Annotated in this window: 18 protein-coding genes and 1 pseudogene; 11 read left to right on the top strand and 8 right to left on the bottom strand. The window is 67.1% G+C overall.

Annotated features, from left to right (window positions below; translation table 11 throughout):
• Positions 1 to 127: 127 nt before the first annotated feature.
• A complete protein-coding gene (locus QW861_RS16255) occupies positions 128 to 1021 on the top strand; it encodes a dioxygenase (protein WP_315751910.1) in 894 nt (297 codons plus the stop codon).
• Here QW861_RS16255 and QW861_RS16260 read toward each other — a convergent pair.
• Positions 1014 to 1304 (bottom strand): hypothetical protein, encoded by a 291-nt coding sequence (locus QW861_RS16260; RefSeq protein ID WP_316191547.1) that lies wholly within the window; start codon positions 1302 to 1304, stop codon positions 1014 to 1016. The genes QW861_RS16255 and QW861_RS16260 overlap by 8 nt on opposite strands.
• Here QW861_RS16260 and QW861_RS16265 point away from each other — a divergent pair.
• The 4 genes and pseudogenes from QW861_RS16265 to QW861_RS16280 all read left to right on the top strand — a co-directional run bounded on the left by QW861_RS16265 (position 1186) and on the right by QW861_RS16280 (position 5975).
• Positions 1186 to 2144, top strand: a pseudogene (locus QW861_RS16265) (phosphotransferase). The gene QW861_RS16260 and the pseudogene QW861_RS16265 overlap by 119 nt on opposite strands.
• A 257-nt stretch (positions 2145 to 2401) precedes the next feature.
• Positions 2402 to 3574, top strand: a complete 1173-nt coding sequence (locus QW861_RS16270; RefSeq protein ID WP_315825821.1) for a PspA/IM30 family protein — start codon at positions 2402 to 2404, stop codon at positions 3572 to 3574.
• A gap of 22 nt (positions 3575 to 3596) precedes the next feature.
• Positions 3597 to 4247 carry an OB-fold-containig protein gene (locus tag QW861_RS16275; RefSeq protein WP_315825552.1) on the top strand — a complete coding sequence of 217 codons (651 nt, stop codon included), beginning with the start codon at positions 3597 to 3599 and terminating at the stop codon, positions 4245 to 4247.
• A 36-nt stretch (positions 4248 to 4283) separates the two neighbouring features.
• Positions 4284 to 5975 (top strand): flotillin family protein, encoded by a 1692-nt coding sequence (locus QW861_RS16280; RefSeq protein WP_315751913.1) that lies wholly within the window; start codon positions 4284 to 4286, stop codon positions 5973 to 5975.
• A gap of 263 nt (positions 5976 to 6238) precedes the next feature.
• Here the strand turns inward: QW861_RS16280 and QW861_RS16285 are convergent, their stop codons facing one another.
• The 3 genes from QW861_RS16285 to QW861_RS16295 are packed head-to-tail and all read right to left on the bottom strand — an operon-like array spanning position 6239 to position 9429.
• Positions 6239 to 7795 (bottom strand): MDR family MFS transporter, encoded by a 1557-nt coding sequence (locus QW861_RS16285; RefSeq protein ID WP_315751914.1) that lies wholly within the window; start codon positions 7793 to 7795, stop codon positions 6239 to 6241.
• A gap of 4 nt (positions 7796 to 7799) precedes the next feature.
• On the bottom strand, positions 7800 to 8957 hold the full coding sequence (locus QW861_RS16290; protein WP_315715163.1) for an HlyD family secretion protein: 1158 nt from the start codon (positions 8955 to 8957) through the stop codon (positions 7800 to 7802).
• A complete protein-coding gene (locus tag QW861_RS16295; RefSeq protein WP_315751915.1) occupies positions 8950 to 9429 on the bottom strand; it encodes a MarR family transcriptional regulator in 480 nt (159 codons plus the stop codon). Before QW861_RS16295 ends, QW861_RS16290 begins: the two co-directional genes overlap by 8 nt.
• Before the next feature lie 173 nt (positions 9430 to 9602).
• Here QW861_RS16295 and QW861_RS16300 point away from each other — a divergent pair, with 173 nt between their 5' ends.
• The 4 genes from QW861_RS16300 to QW861_RS16315 all read left to right on the top strand — a co-directional run bounded on the left by QW861_RS16300 (position 9603) and on the right by QW861_RS16315 (position 13526).
• Positions 9603 to 10094, top strand: coding sequence for a Fur family transcriptional regulator (locus QW861_RS16300; RefSeq protein ID WP_315751916.1), 492 nt, complete (start codon positions 9603 to 9605; stop codon positions 10092 to 10094).
• A 194-nt stretch (positions 10095 to 10288) separates the two neighbouring features.
• Positions 10289 to 11242, top strand: coding sequence for a DMT family transporter (locus QW861_RS16305; protein ID WP_315751917.1), 954 nt, complete (start codon positions 10289 to 10291; stop codon positions 11240 to 11242).
• Positions 11243 to 11255: 13 nt separating this feature from the next.
• Positions 11256 to 12557: a flavodoxin-dependent (E)-4-hydroxy-3-methylbut-2-enyl-diphosphate synthase gene (gene ispG, locus QW861_RS16310; protein ID WP_315715167.1), complete on the top strand. Its 1302-nt coding sequence runs from the start codon at positions 11256 to 11258 to the stop codon at positions 12555 to 12557.
• A gap of 456 nt (positions 12558 to 13013) precedes the next feature.
• Complete coding sequence (locus tag QW861_RS16315; protein ID WP_315751918.1) at positions 13014 to 13526, top strand: GNAT family protein; 513 nt, start codon at positions 13014 to 13016, stop codon at positions 13524 to 13526.
• Positions 13527 to 13669: 143 nt separating this feature from the next.
• Here QW861_RS16315 and QW861_RS16320 read toward each other — a convergent pair whose 3' ends face one another.
• Together QW861_RS16320 and QW861_RS16325 are read right to left on the bottom strand one after the other, a co-directional pair.
• A complete protein-coding gene (locus QW861_RS16320) occupies positions 13670 to 15277 on the bottom strand; it encodes a Na+/H+ antiporter (protein ID WP_316193269.1) in 1608 nt (535 codons plus the stop codon).
• Between the two features lie 30 nt (positions 15278 to 15307).
• The gene (locus QW861_RS16325) at positions 15308 to 15682 is read right to left on the bottom strand and encodes a nuclear transport factor 2 family protein (RefSeq protein WP_315756871.1); all 375 of its coding nucleotides are present in this window, start codon (positions 15680 to 15682) and stop codon (positions 15308 to 15310) included.
• Positions 15683 to 15901: 219 nt separating this feature from the next.
• Here QW861_RS16325 and QW861_RS16330 point away from each other — a divergent pair, with 219 nt between their 5' ends.
• Positions 15902 to 17797 (top strand): caspase domain-containing protein, encoded by a 1896-nt coding sequence (locus QW861_RS16330; protein ID WP_316193270.1) that lies wholly within the window; start codon positions 15902 to 15904, stop codon positions 17795 to 17797.
• Here the strand turns inward: QW861_RS16330 and QW861_RS16335 are convergent, their stop codons facing one another.
• Together QW861_RS16335 and QW861_RS16340 are read right to left on the bottom strand one after the other, a co-directional pair.
• Positions 17798 to 18490, bottom strand: coding sequence for a DUF1345 domain-containing protein (locus tag QW861_RS16335; RefSeq protein ID WP_316193271.1), 693 nt, complete (start codon positions 18488 to 18490; stop codon positions 17798 to 17800).
• 9 nt (positions 18491 to 18499) lie between these two features.
• Complete coding sequence (locus tag QW861_RS16340; protein WP_315751923.1) at positions 18500 to 19423, bottom strand: farnesyl diphosphate synthase; 924 nt, start codon at positions 19421 to 19423, stop codon at positions 18500 to 18502.
• A 185-nt stretch (positions 19424 to 19608) separates the two neighbouring features.
• Here QW861_RS16340 and QW861_RS16345 point away from each other — a divergent pair, with 185 nt between their 5' ends.
• Entirely contained in the window at positions 19609 to 20280 is a 672-nt protein-coding gene (locus tag QW861_RS16345) for a transglycosylase domain-containing protein (RefSeq protein ID WP_315751924.1), read from the top strand.
• Positions 20281 to 20314: the final 34 nt, after the last annotated feature.

Raw genomic sequence — 20314 nt, forward strand, 5'->3', positions numbered from 1 at the left:
GCGCTGAGCGCTTCGTCATTCCGGGCAGCCCGCAGGGCTGAACCCGGAATCTGGAGATGAGTCCTGCAATATCGAGATTCCGGGTTCGACGCTGGCGCGTCGCCCCCGGAATGACGGAGTCCTGACGATGACCATCTCCCGCGAACAGGACGTCACGCCGGCGGTGCTGGCGGTGATGGAGCGCACCGAGAACCCGCGGCTGCGCGAGATCATGGTGTCGCTGATCAAGCACCTGCACGGCTTCGTCCGCGATGTCAGGCTTACCGAGGTCGAATTTCGCGAAGCCGCCGCCATCATCGCCGAACTCGGTCAGCGCACCAACGACAGCCACAACGAAGTCGTGCTGATGGCCGGCTCGCTCGGCGTCTCGCCGCTGGTCTGCCTGCTCAACAATGGCGATGGCGGCAACACCGAGACCGCGCAGTCGCTGCTCGGCCCGTTCTGGCGGTTGAACTCGCCGCGCACTGATAACGGCGGCTCGATCGTGCGCTCGGCGACATCAGGCCCGGCGCTGTTCGTGCACGGTCGCGTGGTCGATCCGAACGGCGCGCCGGTCGCCGGCGCCGAGGTCGACGTCTGGCACGCCTCGCCGGTCGGCTACTACGAGAACCAGGATCCCGATCAGGCCGACATGAACCTGCGCGGCAAGCTCGTGACCGATGCCGATGGCCGCTTCTGGTTTCGCTCGGTGATGATGGTCGGCTATCCCATCCCGACCGACGGGGTCGTCGGCCGCCTGCTGAAGGCGCAGGGCCGCCATCCCTATCGCCCGGCGCATCTGCATGCGCTGATCGTCAAGCCGGGATTCAAGGTCCTGATCTCGCAGGTCTACGACCCCAACGACCCGCACATCGACAGCGACGTGCAGTTCGGCGTCACGAAGGCGCTGCTCGGCAATTTCGTCCGCCACGACGAGCCGCATCCGACGGACGCCGACGTCACCACGCCCTGGTATTCGCTCGATCACGTCTACCGGATGGAGATCGGCGACACCGTGCTGCCGCGCGCGCCGATCAAGTAGCGATTCGGAATATCCATGCTAGTGTGGGCAAGCTGCAACCCTGAAGGGACGGCGCCCACATGTCCTCCACCGACTTGCCGTCCGTTGCCAAGCCCGCCGCGTTGACGGCGACGATGCGTGAGGCGGGTGTGCTCGAGTCCGGCGCGGTCTCGGACGTCGCCGTGATCAGCGACCGGCCGATGCTGTTGTCGCGCATCATCCGCCTTGGCTTGTCGTATAGCGGCGCGGCCCCGGACGCGCCGAAGACGCTGATCCTGAAAATCCCGATGCCGGCCTTCGCCAAGACGCTGTGGCGGGGCGGGCGCCACGAGGTCAATTTTTATCGCGGACTGGCGCGGCTCATGCCGACGGGCCTGGTGCCCGGCTCTTACGGCGGCGCGTGGGACAAGCCGCGCTCACCTGGCACTTGCTGCTCGAGGATCTCACCGACACGCACCAGACGGCGACGCCATGGTCGTTGCCGCCCGCGCTGCCCCAGGCCGAGGGGATCGTGCGGGCGCTGGCGCGGCTGCATGCGGCGTGGTGGGACGATCCGCGGCTCGGCGTGTCCATCGGCAGCTTCGCGACCGCGGACGAGCGCGCCGAGCGCAGCAGGACCTTTGCCGGCCACTATCAGCGCTTCGCCGATCAGTTGGGAGACCGCCTGAGCGCGGACCGGCGCGCGGTCTACGAACGCCTGATGGCGGCGACGCCGCGGCTCTCGGAACGCTATCTGTCGCGGCGAAACCTCAGCATTGCGCATGGCGACGCGCATGTCTGGAATTTTCTGGTGCCGAAGGCCGCCGACAGCGACGACGTGCGCGCCTTTGATTTCGACCAGTGGCGGATCGGCGTGCCCGCGAACGATCTCGCCTACATGATCGCGCTGCAAATCTATCCCGACCGTCGGGCGCGGATCGAGCGGCCGTTGCTCGACAGCTATCATCAGACATTGGTCGCAGGCGGTGTGACCGGCTACGACAGGGCGGCGCTGGATCAGGACTATCGTCTCGCCGTGCTCTGGCACATCGCCCAGCCGGTCTGGCAATGGGCGATCCAGCTCCCTCCGGTGATCTGGTGGAATAATCTCGAGCGCATCTTCCTTGCGTTCGACGATCTCGGCTGCCGCGAATTGCTGGACTGACGGCGCTTCCCTCGCGACAGGGCCGCACGCGCGCGGCGAGGTCTTTGTCGCTACACGTCACTGCGGTGCATTTGCCGGCGTCGCTAGCAGCCCCCTTAACGATCACCAGAGATTGTTCGCCGGCCTTAAACCGCCGGCCAGCATCGGCGCGACATATCGGCATGGGCATGGCGTTCGACATGGTCACGGACGGGAGCGGCGTTCTTGGATCGGGAGCTGGCTTGCTAAAGCACGGATATTGTGCTTTAACGTTCCCGATGGCCGGAAGCACTTACGATCAGGCTGTTCGCTACCGTCTGCTCCTCTCCCCCGAGGCGCGGGACGCGATCGAGGCGACCTTCGCCGACTATGCCCGGATGATGGACATGCTCGACGAGATCGCTGCTGGCAAAGGCATCGGCGCCAATCTCGTCACGCTGCACGGCCATGCCTACGACCCGATCCGCAAGGCCACGCGGCTGCCGTCGCGCCTCGTCACGCTCGGCTTGCGCGACCGTGCCGCCTATCGCGCCGCCTCGAACCCGCGGCTGCCGCTCGACGACCGTCTGGTGAATGTCAGGAATGCCGGCATGTTGTCGCTCGGCACCGCGCGCGGTCGCTTCGCGATCCCGTTCGAGGTGACCGGCTACGTCGCGGGCTGGCCGCACGCGACGCCGGCGCAGCTCGTGCGCACGGACCAAGATGACTTCGAAGTCCATTTCGGCGTTACCGCAACGTCACACGCTCGTCTCAGCCCAACAGTCAGCCCACGAAAGGACCACGTCATGCTCGCCGAACACGCGCCGGCTCCCGACACGCTCCTGTCACGCGCCGGGCGCCTCATCGCCGGGATCGCCTATGGAGCGATCGAAAAGGCCGAGGACAAGAACCGGGTCGCGCTGGTCAGCCAGGCGATCCGCGAGATCGAGCAGGCCGAGCGCGAATCGCGCGAGAGCCTGTCGCATGCGCGCGCGGAGGAATATCGGCTCAATGCACGCCGCGCCGAGATCGAGCGCGAGACGACCGTGCTGGCCGAGCAGATCCGCATCGCCATCGTCGAGCACCGCGACGATCTCGCCCGCGCCGGCATCGCCCGGCAGATGGATCTCGAAGCCCAGTTCGAGGTGCTGTCGAAGGCGATCGACGAGAATGCCGAGCGCATCGATGCGGTGCTGACGACCCTGCGTGCGATTCTGTCGAGCCTGCAGGACGCGCAGGCGCGTCTCGCCGAACTCGAACGCAGCGAGGCGCGCGCCGACCAGCCGAAGGCCACATCGCGCAAGGGGCCGGATGCCGGCCTCGCCAAGGCCGCGCGCGCCTCCCGCGTCATCGCCCGCGCCACCGGCGTGCCGGAAGGCATCCCGCCGTCGCCCGACATCGACGAATTGTCGAAGCTGAAGCGTGACAAGGACATCGCCGAGCGGCTGGCGCGGCTGAAATCGCAGAATTGAGCGGGCGGGGGCGCGTCGTCCCATGACCATCGTCGACCATTTCATGCAACCCGAGGTGCGGCCGTTCGCGATTGCCGCCGTGATGATCGTTCTGGTCGGCGGCGTCGAGATCGGCTCGATGCTGATCGGCCTGTCGATCAGCGAGTTGCTCGGCCAGACCGTCGATCTCGGTCACGACGGCCACAGCACCAGCGTCGGCCACGTGCTGTCCTGGATCAATGTCGGCGGCGTGCCGCTGATGATCTGCATCCTGCTCGCGCTCGGCATCTTCTCGATCACGGGCTTTCTGATCCAGGATGCCGCGCGGCTGGTGGCGGTGGCGCTGCCGCCAACGGCCGCGGGCGTGCTCGCCGCCGTCGTCACGGTGCCGCTGCTGCGGCGCTCGACGCGCTACGCGGCGCGGCTGGTGCCGCAGGATGAGAGCTATGCGGTCGGGCTGTCCGATCTCGTCGGCCGCATCGGCGAGGTGGCGGTCGGCCCGCTCGATGGCGGGCTGCCCGGCCGCGTCCGCGTCAAGGACGTCCACGGCAACTGGCACATGGTGACGGCCTCGGCCGCGCCGGACTCGCCGTCCTTGCCGGTGGGCGCGTCGGTTCTCCTCGTCGACCGCAAGGATGGCCGCTTCATCGCGATCGCCGCAGCCGACGAGCTCACGAACTCCAAGACACCTTAGCTCCAAGACACTTTCCTCAACCCGAAAGTAAATCCCATGTTTGATCTGGTTCTGCCTGCGTCGATCGGCGTTGTGCTGCTGGTCGTTCTCGGCACTGTCTTTGCCGTTCTCTACCATCGGTCCACCCGCGACGAGGCGTTCGTGCGCACCGGCCTGGGCGGCAAGAAGGTGGTGCTCGACGGCGGCGCGGTGGTGCTGCCGATCTTCCACTCCATCGCGCGCGTCAACCTCAAGACCTTGCGGCTCCGCGTCGAGCGCTCGAAGAAGGATTCGCTGATCACCAAGGACCGCATGCGCGTCGACATCGACGCCGAGTTCTACGTGCGCGTGAAGCCCGACGTGGATTCGATCGCACTGGCGGCGCAGACGCTCGGCGCCGTCACCAACAATGCCGAATTGTTGCGCGACCAGGTCGAGGCCAAGTTCGTCGACGGCCTGCGCTCGGTCGCGGCGACGATGGAGCTGTTGGACCTGCAGGAGAAGCGCTCGGATTTCGTCAAGCACGTCCAGGCCGCAGTCGAGGCCGACGTGCAGTCCAACGGCCTGGAGCTGGAATCGGTCTCGCTGACCAAGCTCGACCAGACCGACATCTCGTTCTTCAACGCCGAGAACTTCTTCGACGCCGAAGGCCTGACGCTGTTGAAGACGGTCACCGAGACCCGGCGCCGCGACCGCAACGCGATCGTGCGCGACAACGAGGTCGCGATCGCGCAGAAGGACCTCGAGGCGCGCCAGCTCACGCTCCAGATCGAGCGCACCAAGAAGGAGGCCGAGCTCAGCCAGGAGCGCGACATCGCCAACAAGACCGCGAGCACCCGCGCCGAGGTCGCAAGCGCGACGCAGACGGCGTGGCAGACCGAGGAGAATGCGCGCATCGAGGCGCAGCAGAAGATCGCGCAGCGCGAGGCGGAAGCCTTGAAGGTGCGCGAGACCGCGGCGATCGAAAGCAATCTCGCGATCAACCGCCGCAAGACCGACGCCGACCGCGAGATCCAGATCGCGACGCAGGACAACGACATCCAGATCGCGACCAAGAGCAAGGAAACCTCGGAAGCGCGCGCGGTGGCCAAGGCGGCCGAGGCGCTCGCGGTCTCTGCGGAGGAAAAGGTGACGACGGCGCGCGCCATCGAGATCGCCGACCGCGAGCGTCAGACCGCGGTCATGGCGGCGCGGAAAGAGGCCGAGCAGCGCTCGACCGGCATTACCGTTGCCGCCGAGGCAGAAAAGCGCGCCGCGGTCGATCGCGGCGCGGCGGCCAAGACCCTGGCCGAAGCGGAGGCCGAGGCCAACAAGATCAAGGCCGTCGGCGTGCGCCAGATCGGCGAGGCGGAAGCCGCGGTCATCCTGATGAAGAACGAAGCCCAGAACAAGCTCGGCAGCAACGTGATCGATTTCGAGCTCGCCAAGCAGCGCATCGCGACCATGCCGGCCGCGCTCGGCGAGATGGTCAAGCCGATCGCCAATCTGAAGGACGTGCGCATCCTGCACACCGGCGGCGCGTTCGGCGGCAACGGCGGTGCCGGCGGCAATGTCGGCTTCGGCGAAGGCCTCGCCGGCGAACTGCTGCGCGTGCACGCGCTGAAGCCGTTGATCGACGAGATCCTGGTGCAGTCCGGCTTCAAGCCCGGCGACGATCCGGTGCAGGCGCTGGCCGGCGTGATCCTGCCGACGGCCGAGGCCAGGCCCGCTGCCGCACCGGCGAAGATCGAGCCGCTGCAGAAGCCGTAGGCCAAAATGTGAAAAGGGAGGCCCCGGGGCTGGGGGCGGCGCTGGAGGAGCCACCGCCCCCGCCCGGCACATCACGAGTGGGGCGCTCATGAGGTGCAGTCCCTGCGCGCAACTCATACGCAGAGAACCGAGTGGGGTGAGCAGAAGATAGCCGGAAACGCGCCGGATTGAAGTTACAAATCCATCACGTCGCGGTCACCTTTTTGCTATCCCGCCCCCACCCTGTCTCGACAGCGCGCGCATTTTCCGTCGCGGGGAAGCAGTCACTCCATCACGGCGTGGTCGGCCGGGGCGGACTGCGCGCGCAACGCGGTGCGCGTCGAGCCGATCATGACCGCGAGCGGGATCGAGACCAGGATGAACGTCATGACCAGCTGGTAGTCGTGCGAGAATGCCAGGATCTGCGCCTGCACGGTCACCATCGCGTCGGCCATCGCGCGCCCGGCATCGGTGGACAGGTTCAGGAGGCCGGCAACATTGGGCATCTGCAGCGCGTGATTGAACGGGTTGATGTGCTCGACCAGGATCGCGTGGTTGCGCCGTGTTCCCTCGGTGAGCTGCGCGATCGCGATCGAGATGCCGATCGAGCTTGCGACATTTCGCACCAGGGTCAGCATCGAGGTTCCATCAGTCCGCAACTCCCCCGGCAAGGTCAGGAATGCCACGGTCGAAAGCGGCACGAACACGAGGCCGAAGCCGAACCCCTGCATGATGCTGATGGTGATGATCTCGGGCACGCCAGTCTGGTCGGTCCACGCCGTCATCTGGAACAGCGACACTGCGGTCAGCGCCAGGCCGACGATGATCAGCGTGCGCGCCTCGATATAGCGCAAGAGACGCCCGACCAGCATCATCGCGACGAAGGTGCCGCAGCCGCGGGTCGCGAGCAGCACGCCGGCGGTGATGATGGGATAGCCGATGACGTTCTGCAGGAACGGCGACGACAGCGCCATGGTCGAGAAAAGCACGAGGCCCATCACCGTCATGAACACGCAGCCGCCGACGAAATTGCGGTCCTTGAACAGCGCGAACTGGATGAACGGCCGCTGCGTCGTCAGCGAATGCGCCAGGAAATAATAGAAGCCGACGGCGGCGATGATGAACTCGATGATGATCTCGTTGCTCTCCAGCCAGCCCTGGTCCTCGCCGCGGTCGAGCGCGATCTGCAGCGAGCCGATGCCGATGGCGAGCGCCGCGAAACCGAACCAGTCGAAGGTCAGCTCCGCGTTCGGCTTGGTCTCCTCCATGAACGCCATCAGGCCGAGCACGGTCACGGCGCCGAACGGCAGGTTGACGAAGAACACCCAATGCCAGGAATAGGTCTCGGTCAGCCAGGCGCCGAGCGACGGCCCCATGATCGGGCCGAGCATCACGCCCATGCCCCAGATCGCCATCGCCTTGGCGCGCTCATGCAGCGCGTAGGAGTCGAGCATGACCGCCTGCGACAGCGGCACCAGCGAGGCGCCGAACACGCCCTGCAGGAGGCGGAACAGCACCATCTGGGTGATGTCCTGGGCGAGCCCGCACATCACGGAGGCGATGGTGAAGCCGGCCGAGCAGACGATGAAGGTGCGCTTGCGGCCGAAGCGGTTGGCGATCCATCCCACCGGAGCGGTCATGATCGCGGCCGCGACGATGTAGGACGTCAGCACCCAGTTGATCTGGTCCTGCGAGGCCGACAGCGTGCCCTGCATGTAGGGCAGCGCGACGTTGGCGATGGTGGTGTCGAGCGCCTGCATGATCGTCGCCGTCATGGCGCAGATCGTCACCATGTTCCGGCGGAGGCCCGGAACTGCGGATGAGGCCGCAGGCGCGGTCATGACGCTACTCGTCCTTGTCCGCCGCGTGCGCCGATCCGAACAGCCCGGCCAGCGTGCGCTCGTGGCCGGTATCGATCGACACGTTGACGCTCATGCCGGCCTTGAGCTTCGCGACGAATCTGTCGGCCTTGTCGAAATAGATCCGGACCGGCACGCGCTGCACGACCTTGACGAAATTGCCGCTCGCATTTTGCGGCGGCAGGATCGCGAACTGCGCGCCGGTGCCCGGCGACAGCGAGCCGACCGTGCCCTTGAAGCGGTGGTTGGGGAAGGCATCGACGTCGAGCTCGACCGGCTGGCCGACCGCGACATAGGTGAAGTCGCTCTCCTTCGGGTTGGCGTCGACCCAGGGATTGCTGATGTCGATCACCGAGAACACCGGCGTGCCCGCGGCCACGAAGCGGCCGAGCTGGATCTGGTCGACCTGGGTCGCGATGCCCGGCATCGGCGCGCGCAAGGTGGTGTGGTCGAGGTCGCGCTGCGCGTCGTCCAGCTTGGCCTTTGCCTGGACGTAAGGCGGGAACTGCTCCAGCGGCAGATCGGGATTGCCGAGCAGCTGCGTTTTCGCGTTCGACAGCTGCTGCTTGATGTACTGCGCCTGTGCGCCGGCGGTCACCAGCGCATTCGCGGCATTGTCGAGGTCGAGCTGCGAGCCGAAATTGCTCTTGGCGAGCGTCTGCTTGCGCTCGACGTCCTTCTGCTTCAGGTCGATGCCCTGCTGCGCGAGATCGAGCATCTGGCCGTAGATCTTGATGTTGGCGGTGAGGTTGTCGTAGCTGATGCGCGCCTGCTCCAGCGCCGCCTTGGCCTGGTCGACCGCCAGGCGATAGGGCACGGGGTCGATCTCGAACAGCTCGTCGCCCTTCTGCACCTGCTGGCCTTCCTTGACGACGACCTTGACGATCTTGCCGGAGATGTCGGGCGTGATCAGCACCTTCTGGGCGCCGACATAGGCGTCGTCGGTCGTCACGTAGCGGCCGCCATTGAGATACAGCACGAGGCCGCCGATGGCGGCGACGAGCGGCAGCACCACCAGCAGCAGCGTGCGACGGTAGCGGCGCAGCAATCCGGGGCGCGCCGGCTTCGCGTCGGCGGCCGCGGGCGGCGCCGCATCCGGGCTGGCCTTCTGGTCGGGGGCGAGTTTCAGGGCGGGCTCAGCCATAGCGCTGCTCCTTTCGCTGCTCGTCGCACAGCGACTGCAGGGCGTTTCTCACGTTTTCCTTGATGGCTTCGAGATGGGTCATCAGCCGCTCGGCATCACCGGCGCTGATGCCCTGGAGGGCGGTGTCGGTCAGATCGCTGCGCAGCACCGCGAGCTTCGCGAGCAGCGGGCGCGCGGCCTTCTTCAGATAGAGCCGGTTGACGCGGCGGTCGCTGTCGTCGCCGCGCCGCTCGATCAGCCCGGCCTCGGCGAGCTTGTCGATCAGCCGTGTCAGCGTGATCGGCTGCATCTCCATCTGCTCGGCGAGCTCGGACTGCTTCATCCCCTCGTAGCGCTCGACCTTCGCCAGCACGGCCCATTGCGCGCGGGTCATGCCGAAGCGCGCCGCCTCCTTGTCGGCATAGGCGCGCACCAGGCGCTGCAGCTCGCCGAGCGTAAACAGGAAGTTCACGTCCACCGACGTGCGGGTCATGGCTGATCTCGATTCCAAGAGGGGGAACTAAGCTTTGGCTGTAATGAGCCTCGGATATGATAAGCAAGCTTATGAATATTTGATGGCTCTGCCGAGCGCACCCGCCCCGCCGCAGATGCATGGCTCGGCCGCGGCCTTTGGCGAGACCGCCCCGAGATGCTAGATTGTCGGCAATGACCCTCGCAAAGCCCACCTTCCCGGCGCCGGACCACGACCATGGCCGCTGCGCGGCCGATGCCCTGGACCATGCCGAGCGCATCTGCGCCCAGCGCGGCCAGAAGTTCACGCCGCAGCGCCGCCAGGTGTTGGAGGCGCTGCTGTCGAGCCACCGGCCGCTCGGCGCCTACGAGATCATCGAGGAACTTGCCAAGGTCGCCGCGCGGCCGGCGCCGATCACCGTCTATCGCGCGCTCGAGTTCCTGATGGCGAACGGCCTGGTGCACCGCATCGAGAGCCGCAATGCCTTCCTCGCCTGCGCCCATGACCACGAGCAGACCGCGCTGGTGGCGTTCCTGATCTGCGAGAGCTGCGGCGCCGTCGGCGAGGTTCCGGCGGCTCCGATCGCGGAAAGCCTGAAGCTGGCCGCCGCGGCATCGGGCTTCACGCCGAAACTGTCGGTCGTCGAGATCACCGGGCTGTGTGCCCATTGCCAGAAGGCGGCGTGAGAACGCTCACTGCGGCGCAAGCTGTACACGTGTGAATGACCGTCGTATTCGAGTTTCTGCGCGAGTCCGGTGCGCGCAGGGAGAGGCCAGCACCGCCGCTCTACGTCCGCATCATCTCCGACTGACCAAGACAAAGCTGACCACACCTTGATGGCGGTCCAAAAAACGAAACGCGCCAGGGAGCCAACGTCCTCGTGTCCGCAACGCCAACCTCATCCGCCGCGACCCGGCCGCTCGGCCTGGGCGCGATCGCCGTCATCCTCGTGCTGTGCCTGTCCTGGGCGTTCAACCAGATCGCCGTGAAGCTCGCGCTGCCTGAAATTCCGCCGCTGCTGCAGGCCACCTTCCGTTCGCTCGGTGCGCTGCCGGTGCTGCTGGTGTTCGCGCGGGTGCGCGGCGTGAAGATGTTCGAGCGCGACGGCACGCTGGGGCTCGGCCTGGTGGCAGGCCTGCTGTTCGGCTTGGAATTCGTGCTGATCTATCAGGGCCTGCTGCTGACCTCGGCGTCGCGCGCCATCGTGTTCCTGTATACCGCGCCGTTCTTCGTCGCGCTCGGCTCGTTCCGCTTCCTCGGCGAACGGATGGGCCCGGCGCAATGGGGCGGGCTGGCGCTCAGCTTCACCGGTGTGGCGCTCGCGATCGGCATTCCCCAGGCCGATGTCGACGGCCGCGTGCTGCTCGGCGATCTCCTGGTGGTCGGCGGCGGCCTGCTCTGGGGCGTGACCACGGTGTTCGTCAAAGGCACCCGGCTGCGCTTCATCGCGCCCGAGCGGGCATTGGGGTACCAGGTGGCGGTCTCCGTCCCGATCATGGCCGTGGCGGCCCTCATTGCCGGGGAGCGGTTGACCCAGGTTCCCAGCCCGTTCGTGATCGGCCTGATGGCCTACCAGTCGATCTGGGTGGTCGGGACCACGTTCACGGTCTGGTTCGCCCTGATCAAGGCCTACTCGGCCAGCAAATTGTCGGCATTTACCTTCATCACCCCTTTATTCGGGGTGGTGGCGAGCTATTTCATCCTGCATGACGCCCTGACGCTGGCCTTTGGCTTGGCTGCCGTGCTTGTGATCGTTGGGCTTTTTCTCGTAAACCGCCCGAACCGCGTGGTCCTGGCCGCGACTGATCCATTGCTGAATGTCACCAAAACCTGATATCCGAGCGCCCATGAACAAGCCCGAGATCCTGACCGAGAACACTTCAGCGTCCGATGTCGCCGGACCCGCTCCCCGGCATCGGACCACCCGCGTCATGGTCGGCAACGTCGCCGTCGGCGGCGGCGCCCCGATCGTGGTGCAGTCGATGACCAACACCGACACCGCCGACGTCGACCAGACGGTGGCCCAGGTTGCAGCGCTGGCGCGCGCCGGGTCCGAGATGGTCCGCATCACGGTCGACCGCGAGGAGGCCGCCGCGGCCGTCCCGCAGATCCGCGAGCAGCTCGACAAGCGCGGCATCACCACGCCCTTGATCGGCGACTTCCACTATATCGGCCACAAGCTGCTGACCGACTATCCGGCCTGCGCCGAGGCGCTGGCGAAATACCGCATCAATCCCGGCAATGTCGGCTTCAAGGACAAGCGGGACACGCAATTCTCGACCATCATCGAGCTCGCCAACAAATACGGCAAGCCGGTCCGCATCGGCGCCAATTGGGGCTCGCTCGATCAGGAGCTGCTCAGCAAGCTGATGGACGAGAACGCGGCTTCCGCGAACCCGCGCGATGCGCGCGCGGTGATGCGCGAAGCCATGGTGCAGTCGGCATTGCTGTCGGCCGCCCGGGCCCAGGAGCTCGGCATGCCGAAGGACCGCATCATCCTGTCGGCCAAGGTCTCGGCCGTGCAGGACCTGATCGCGGTCTATCAGGACCTCGCCGCACGCTCCGACTACGCCATCCATCTCGGCCTCACCGAGGCCGGCATGGGCTCGAAGGGCATCGTCGCCTCCTCGGCGGCGCTCGGCATCCTGCTGCAGCAGGGCATCGGCGACACCATCCGCATCTCGCTGACCCCCGAGCCCGGCGGCGACCGCACCCTCGAAGTTCAGGTCGCGCAGGAGCTGTTGCAGACCATGGGCTTCCGCACCTTCGTGCCGCTGGTTGCGGCGTGCCCCGGCTGCGGCCGCACCACCTCGACCACGTTCCAGGAGCTGGCGCGCTCGATCCAGGACTTCATCCGCGAGGAGATGCCGGCCTGGAAGACGCAATATCCCGGCGTCGAGGCGCTCAACGTCGCCGTCATGGGCTGCATCGTCAACGGCCCCGGCGAATCCAAGCATGCCAATATCGGCATCTCCCTGCCGGGCACCGGCGAGGCCCCGGCCGCGCCGGTCTTCGTCGACGGCAAGAAGTTCCGCACCCTGCGCGGGCCGACCATCGCCGCCGACTTCAAGGCGCTCGTCATCGACTACATCGACCAGCGCTACGGCAGCGGCGCGAAAGCGCCGGAGAACGTGACCGCGGCGGAGTAGGGCGGCACGCTGGTCCCGGCTCAGCCAGCGGCGCCTCCTGTCCGCTGGGTTGATCGCGCGGTTGCTTGCGGCGAGAAGGCCTGACCATTCGTTACTCCGTCATGCCCGGGCTTGTCCCGGGCATCCACGTCGTTCCGAGGATGCCGAGCGGCGTGGATGGCCGGGACGAGCCCGGCCATGACGATGTGGCAGCAGACGGGCGCACAACTCCGATCGTCATATGCGATCGCTCTGTCGCAGGCGGGGAGCTTGAGAGTCCTCAGCTAGATTCCATGTCCAATCGGCCTGCCGTGAGAGCGACTGCCGACCTGCAACCGACGGCTGCTTGTGCCGCGCGCCGCGGTCTGAAATTTTCGCGCGCGGATCGGCTGCAGCCGACGTAATCGGACGCGCCGGCGCCGCCCCACTGCCGCCCGCATGATCAGCACCTTGAGGCCTGCTGAAGAGGACGCCTCGATGAATCTCGATATCCGCGAAATGGAACTTGCCGAGACCTCGCTGGTCATCGACTACTTCTATTCGTCGAGCATCGAGCAACTCGACCTGATGGGCATCGACCCGACGCGGATGCCGACCAGGCCGGTGTGGGCCGGACTCTTCCAGACACTGTACGAGACGCCGTTGGCCGAGCGCGCGGCGCTGCTGGTGATCTGGCGGCTCGACGGCCGCGCCATCGGCTTTTCCAGCTGCGACCGCATCGTCTACGGCAACCGCGCCCACATGCACCTGCACGTCACCGAACCGGAGCTGCGCGGCCGCGGCCTCGGCACCGCATGCGTCCGCCGCAGCATCGATTTCTATTTCGAGAGATTGCGGCTCAAGCAGCTGTTCTGCGAGCCGCACGCCTACAATACCGCCCCCAACCGCGCGCTGCAGAAGGCCGGCTTCCGCTACTTGAAGACCTACAAGACCGTGCCTGGTCCGATGAACTACCACCAGGCGGTGACGCGCTGGATGATCGAACGGTGACGTGAGGCTCCCCTCCACGTCATTGCGAGCGCAGCGAAGCAATCCAGGGCCGCGCAAGGATTTCTGGATTGCTTCGCTGCGCTCGCAATGACGGCGTTTGCCGCAACATCGCGTCCTACAACCGCGTGACCAGCTCTCAGCTCCTACAGCGGCAACTCACCATACGAGCGATTGGCGAGGCTCGCTTCCTCCAGATCGAGATCGCGCTCGATGCGGCGGCGGGTCTCGTCGGTGATCTTGCCGTCGCGCAGCATCACGTGGATGAATTTGCGTTCTGCCGTGATCAGCTCGCGGGTCAGCTCGATGCCGAGCGCGGATGCGTCGTTGTCCTCGGGCTTCAGACCTTCCGGGAGCTGGTTGGTCCGGACCTCGTGGCGCGCCCGTAGCAGCCGCACCACCTCGTCCGACAGCTCGCGATCGCTGGTCATCGTCTCCAGCGACCGCAAGGCGCTGTCGAGCGCCTCGCGCCGGGCGGCGATCTCCTGCTCATGCTCGCGCTGATGCTCGGCGCGACCCTGGTTGCCGACCCCGAGCCAGCGCACGACGGCCGGCAGGGTCAGGCCGAGGCCGATCAGGGTGAAGAAGATCACGCCGAAGGCGATGAACAGGATCTGGTCGCGATAGGGAAACGCGTCGCCGGTCGACAGCGTCAGCGGAAGCGCCAGCGCGGTGGCGAGCGAGACCGTGCCGCGCACGCCGGTGAAGCCGATGATGAAGGTCTGCCGCCAGGGCGGCAAGGGATCGCGGGCTCGCAGCGACGAGCTCAGCAAACGCGGCAGGATGGTCGCCGGGAAGGTCCAGGCGAAGCGCGCGATAACGACGATGGCGAGCACCAGCGCGGTCGCGATCATGATGTCGTCGAGCGGAAAGACCTTCGACTTCTCGTAGATCAGCCGCATCTGGAAGCCGGTCAGCAGGAACAGCATGCCCTCGATGAGGTAGATCATCAGGTCCCAGAAGAAGATGCCCTGCAGGCGGGTCGCCGAGGAGATCCACAGCGGTCCGTTCCAGCTCATGTAGAGGCCGCAGGCCACCGTCGCGATCACGCCGGAGCCGCCGACATGCTCGGGGATCCAGAACGCCAGATACGGCGTCAGCACCGACAGGGTGATCTCGACCTGCGGGTCGCGGGCATAGTGACGGGCGCGCAGCATCAGCCAGCCGACGCCGATGCCGAACGCGATCTCGCCGACCACGATCAGGCCGAACTCGCCGGCCGCGACCGGAAAGGAGAAGGCGCCGGTGGTGATGGCGGCCACCGCGAAGCGATAGAGGATCAGCGCGGTCGCGTCATTGGCGAGGCCCTCGCCTTCGAGAATGACCATGACCCGGCGCGGCAGGTGCAGCCGGCGGGCGATGGCGAGCGGCGCCACCACGTCTGGCGGCGCAACGATGGCGCCGAGCAGGAAGCCGAGGCTCCAGGGCAGGCCGAGAAGATAGTGGGTCGCGGTGGCCACCATGGAGGCGGTGAAGATCACGCAGCCGACCGCGAGCAGCACGATCGGCCGCAGATTGCGCTTGAACTCGCGCCAGCTCATCGCGACGCTCGACGAATAGATCAGCGGCGGCAGCACCACCAGCAGCACGAGCTCGGGGGGCAGCGCGAACGCCGGCATCGTCGGCACGAAGGCGAGCGCGATGCCGGCGAGCATCAGGAGGATCGCCGGCGCGAGATTGGCGCGTCGCGCGATCAGGGCGGTTCCCGCCAACACGGCCAGCAGGATCAGGAATATCTGAAAGTGAGCTTCCATGGCTGGGGGCTTGGCGTCGTCGCGCCGGCGTCAATCCCGGAGGTCGTAGCGGTAGGACTTCGACACGATCTGCCAGCCGTCCTTCAGTTTCATCGCCACGAGATAGTCGGTGAAATAGCGCGGCGGCAGCTGGCAGCGCACCTTGATGAAGGCCGTCTTGTCGTCCGAACGATCGATGGTGACGATGAAGTCCTCGCGCGGCTTGCCCTCAGCCTTGGCCGATGGGCGCTTGCGCACCCAGGCCAGCCAGTCCGGCACGGTCAGGATCTTGAGTTCGCCATTCTCGACCCAGCGCAGGTCCGCGGTGGGGTGGAACACGGCACCGAGCTTGTCGGCGTCGCCCTCGTAGAGCGCATCGAAATATCCCTGAACGACGGCCTCGACGGTGGAACGGTCTGTGCTCACGGCCAACTCCCTGGGAACCTGGACAAACAAGGATCGCATTTTCGATGCAAAACGGCGCTTGGCAAGGCATGAACTGGCGTCATTGCGCCAGCGACAGACTATAATGGCCGAGGCCAGGTCGATCGGGAATAAATCTGCGTGATCCCGGTCACAAGCCCAATGGGCTGCACTCTGATAGGCAGGTCCCAGCAGGTCTCCCAGCGGTATGGGGTAGGTACGATGTCTTGGTCACTTCGATTAGGCGGTTACATCCTGGCGGGAGCGCTGCTGCTGGTCGGCCACCCCGCGCTCGCCGACAAGCGAGTGGCGCTCGTCATCGGCAATTCCGCCTATCAGAACGTGCCGCAACTGACGAACCCCGCCAATGACGGCGCGGTGATGACGGCGACCTTCAAGAGCGCGGGCTTCGATGTCGTCGATTACCGGCGCGATCTGACCGCGCGGGAGACCAGGCGGGCCTTGCGCGATTTCGCCGACGCCGCCCGCGATGCCGATATTGCGGTGGTCTACTACGCCGGCCACGGCATGGAGGTCGAAGGGGCGAACTATCTGATCCCGATCGACGCCCGGCTCGAGCGTGACACCGACGTCTATGACGAGACGCTGTCGCTCGACCGTATTCTGGTCGCCGTCGAGCCGGCGAAGAAGCTGCGCCTGGTCATTCTCGACGCCTGCCGCGACAACCCGTTCACCCGCAACATGCAGCGGACGGTGGCGACCCGCAGCCTCGGCCGCGGCCTCGCCAAGGTCGAGCCGACCAGCCCAAATACGCTGATCGCCTATTCCGCCAAGGCCGGCTCGACCGCGCAGGACGGCGACGGCAAGAACTCGCCATTCACGCTAGCGCTGTCGCGGCATATCGCGACCCCCGGCCTCGACGTCCGCAAGGCGTTCGGCTTCGTCCGCGACGAGGTGCTGAAAGCGACCGCCAACCGCCAGGAGCCGTTCGTGTACGGCTCGCTCGGCGGCGAGGACGTGCCGCTGGTCCCTGGCGTGCCGCGCGTCGTGACACAGATGCCGGTGACGCCGCCGCCGAGCCCGCAGGCCGACGTCCGGCGCGACTACGAGCTCGCGATGCAGGTCGGCAACAAGGGCGCGCTGAACGCCTTCCTGGCGCAATATCCCGACGGATTCTACGCCAGCCTCGCCAAGTTGCAGCTCGACAAGCTCACCGCCGAGGAGAATCGCGCCGCCGCTTCCGAGAAGGCCCGCGCCACCGAGGCCGAGCGGGCGCGGCTCGCCGCCGAGGGCGCGCGCAAGGAGACGCTCGCCAAGGCGGAGGCCGAGGCCAGGGCGGCGGAGCAGGCTCGGATTGTCGCTGAGAAGGCCAATCAGGTCGCGCAGCAGCAGGCGGCCGAAGCCGAGAAGAAGCGCGGTGAGCAGCAGCTCGCTGCGGTCGACAATCCGCGCGCGGCGACCTCGCCCGGCGCGCCCACGCCCGCAGCACCGCAGCAGGGCCAGGTCGCCTCGCTCACCCCGGCCGCGCAGCCCGCTGATCTCGCCAAGTCGGTGCAGCTCGAGCTGCGCCGCGTCGGCTGCCTCACCGAGGATGCCGATGGCGACTGGGGCTCGGCCTCGCGCCGCTCGCTGTCGCAGTTCAACCGCTATGCGGGCACCAAGCTCGATACCCAGGCCGCCTCGGCCGATGCGCTGCAGGCGATCAAGCTCAAGCAGGCGCGCGTCTGCCCGCTGGTCTGCCAGCATGGCACCAAGCCGGACGGCGACCGCTGCACCCGCATCGTTTGCGCCGAGGGTTCGTTCGTCAACGACGACAATGAATGCGAGAAGCGGCGCGACAGGAAGCCGGTCGCCAAGCGCGATGGCAGCGACGAAGATGTGCCGTCGCGCCGCCGCGCCCGTGCGGCGCCGGATGCCGGCCTGCCGATGCCGGCTCCCGGTGCGGGCGTCGGGGTTGGGATCGGAGGTGGTGGCGGTCTCGGCGTCGGGGCGGCCCCAGGCTATACCAGGCCGCAGACGCAAGCCGCCCGGCCGAAGTCGGGCGGGCAGATCTATTGCGACGCCTATCTGTGCCGCGCCGTCAGGCCCGGCTGCCGGCTGGAATATCGCGGCGGCGGCGGCCCGGCCAATAATGCCAGCGTCGAGGTGTGCAACTGATCAGGACGAGATTACGCTGGCGGCGATGTTGACCATCAGGGCGACCAGCGCGGTGTTGTAGACGAACGAGATGATGCCGTGCACGGTCGCGGTGCGGCGGATGATCTTGTCGGTGATGCCGACGTCGGAGACCTGGGCGGTCATGCCGATGATGAAGGAGAAGTAGACGAAGTCCCAGTAGTCGGCGTGCTCGTCCGTGTCGCCGCTGGGGAATTGCAGGCCGCCGGGCTTGGCGCCGCGGTAGTAGTCATGGGCGTAGTGCAGGGCGAAGGTCGCATGCACCGCGGCCCAGGACAGCGAGACGGTGAGCAGCGCCAGCGTCAGCGCCGGAGCGTCGCGCTTGGAAGCGCCGAGCTCGAGCACGATCGCGGCGATGCTGGCGAAGGCGCCGAGCGCCGTGACCAGCAGGATCACGAAACGGCCGTCGTCCTGCATGACCGCCTTGCGGCGGATGTGATGATGCTCGCTGCGCAGCATCATCGCCGCGACCAGCACGAGGTAGAGCGCGGTGAAGATGTCCCAGCTGATCAGGAGCCGCGTGATCAGGCGGAGTGCCGGCGGCAGCAGGAAGAACGCAACGATCGCGAGGCCCAGCGATATGAAGGTGCGCGGCCGCGCATAGATGACGCGCAGCGCAGCCGGCAGCCGCGTGAAGCGGGCGAGGTCCGGATCGTCGGGATGGACTCCGCCCAATGCCTCGCCTCAGCTCTTGCGTTCGGCGACGAAGTGCGCGGCGGCCCGCAGCACGTCGCCCTTGGCGCCGAAGACCGATAGCGCGGCATCGCCGCGGGCGAGCAGGTCGCGGACGCGCTGCCTGGCGCCCTCGACGCCGAGCTGGGTGACGAAGGTGGTCTTGCCGAGCTCGGCGTCGGCACCGGCCGGCTTGCCGAGGGTGGCGGCATCGCCCTCGACGTCGAGCAGGTCGTCGGCGATCTGGAAGGCTTCGCCGAGCGCGCGGCCGTAGTCGTCGAGCGCCTGGTACTCGGCCGCCGAGGCCTGGCCGAGCAGGGCGCCGGCGATGCAGCCGAAGCGGAGCAGGGCGCCGGTCTTCATCTGCTGGACGCGGGCGACGTCGACCGGGCCACTGTCGCCGAACCGGCCCTCGCCGGCGAGGTCGAGGATCTGGCCGCCGGCCATGCCGCCGACACCGGCGCAGCGGGCAAGCGCCCGGGTCAGCGCCAGGCGGACGCCGGCGTCGGGATGGATCTCGTCGCGGGTGATGATGTCGAAGGCGATGGTCAGCAGCGCGTCGCCGGCCAGGATGGCGGTGGCGTCGTCATAGACCTTGTGCAGCGTGGGGCGGCCGCGCCGCAGGTCGGAATTGTCCATCGCCGGCAGATCGTCGTGGATGAGCGAGTAGCAGTGGATGCATTCGAGCGCCGCGCCGGTCAGCAGCGCGCCCTTGCGCGGGACGCCGAACACGGCGGCGCTCTCGACCACCAGGAACGGGCGCAGCCGCTTGCCGCCGTTCAGGCTCGAATAGCGCATCGACTCGATCAGCCGCTTCGGCCTGATGATCTCGTCCGCCAGCGGCGCATCGCCGAGGAGCTCGCCGAGCAGGGCTTCGGTCTCTTCCGCGGTCTTGTCCAGGCGTTGGGTGAAGTCGGTGAGGGCCGTCGCAGTCATTTAACAAGAGCTCCAGGGGCAAAATTCGCCGGACAATCGTTGATGGCGGCGACTTCGTCAATTGCCGGAGCGGTGGCGGCTTTCGGCCGTAACGGCGGAAAAAAGCAGGAAACCACATCGAGATGTCGGATAATCCCGGCCAATTGTCCGCCCCCGCGGTGGTCCCAACCGAGCGGCGCCTGCCCTTGCGTACCGTCAGAACCATCCTCGTGATCGCCGTGCTGGTGCTGCTCGTGCCCTATGCGCTGACGCCGTTCTATGCCGTGGGTCACCCCGTCTCGACCCTGATGCTGTGGCGGTCGGTGACGGGGCAGCCGGTGACGCGGCACTGGATCGACCTCTCGGCGATGTCGCCGTATTTGCCGCGCTCGGTGGTGGCCGCGGAGGATGCCAAATTCTGCAGCCATCACGGCATCGACTGGGGCGCGCTGCGCGAGGTCATGGACGATGCCGAGGACGGCGAGGTCTCGCGGGGCGGCTCGACCATCACCCAGCAGGTCGCCAAGAACCTGTTCCTGTGGCAGGGCCGCAGCTATGTTCGCAAGGCGCTGGAACTGCCGCTGGCGCTGTGGATCGACCTCGTCCTCGGCAAGCGGCGCATCCTCGAAATCTACCTCAACATCGCCGAGCTCGGTCCCAGCGGCCAGTTCGGGGTGGAGGCGGGCGCCAATTACGCGTTCAACCGCTCGGCAGCTGGCTTAGGGCCGCGCGAGGCGGCGCTGATGGCCTCGATCCTGCCGAACCCCGTCCGGCGCAGCGCCCGGGCCCCGGGGCCGGGTGTGCGGCGGCTGTCGGCGACCTACATGGTGCGGGCCCAGGCCTCCAGCCTGCAGGCCTGCTGGGGGGAGCGGCGGTGAGGTCCGAGCGGGCGCAATTTTGGCCAAAAATGCC

The organism is Bradyrhizobium sp. SZCCHNRI1029 (assembly GCF_032487555.1).
Taxonomy (GTDB): Bacteria; Pseudomonadota; Alphaproteobacteria; order Rhizobiales; family Xanthobacteraceae; genus Bradyrhizobium.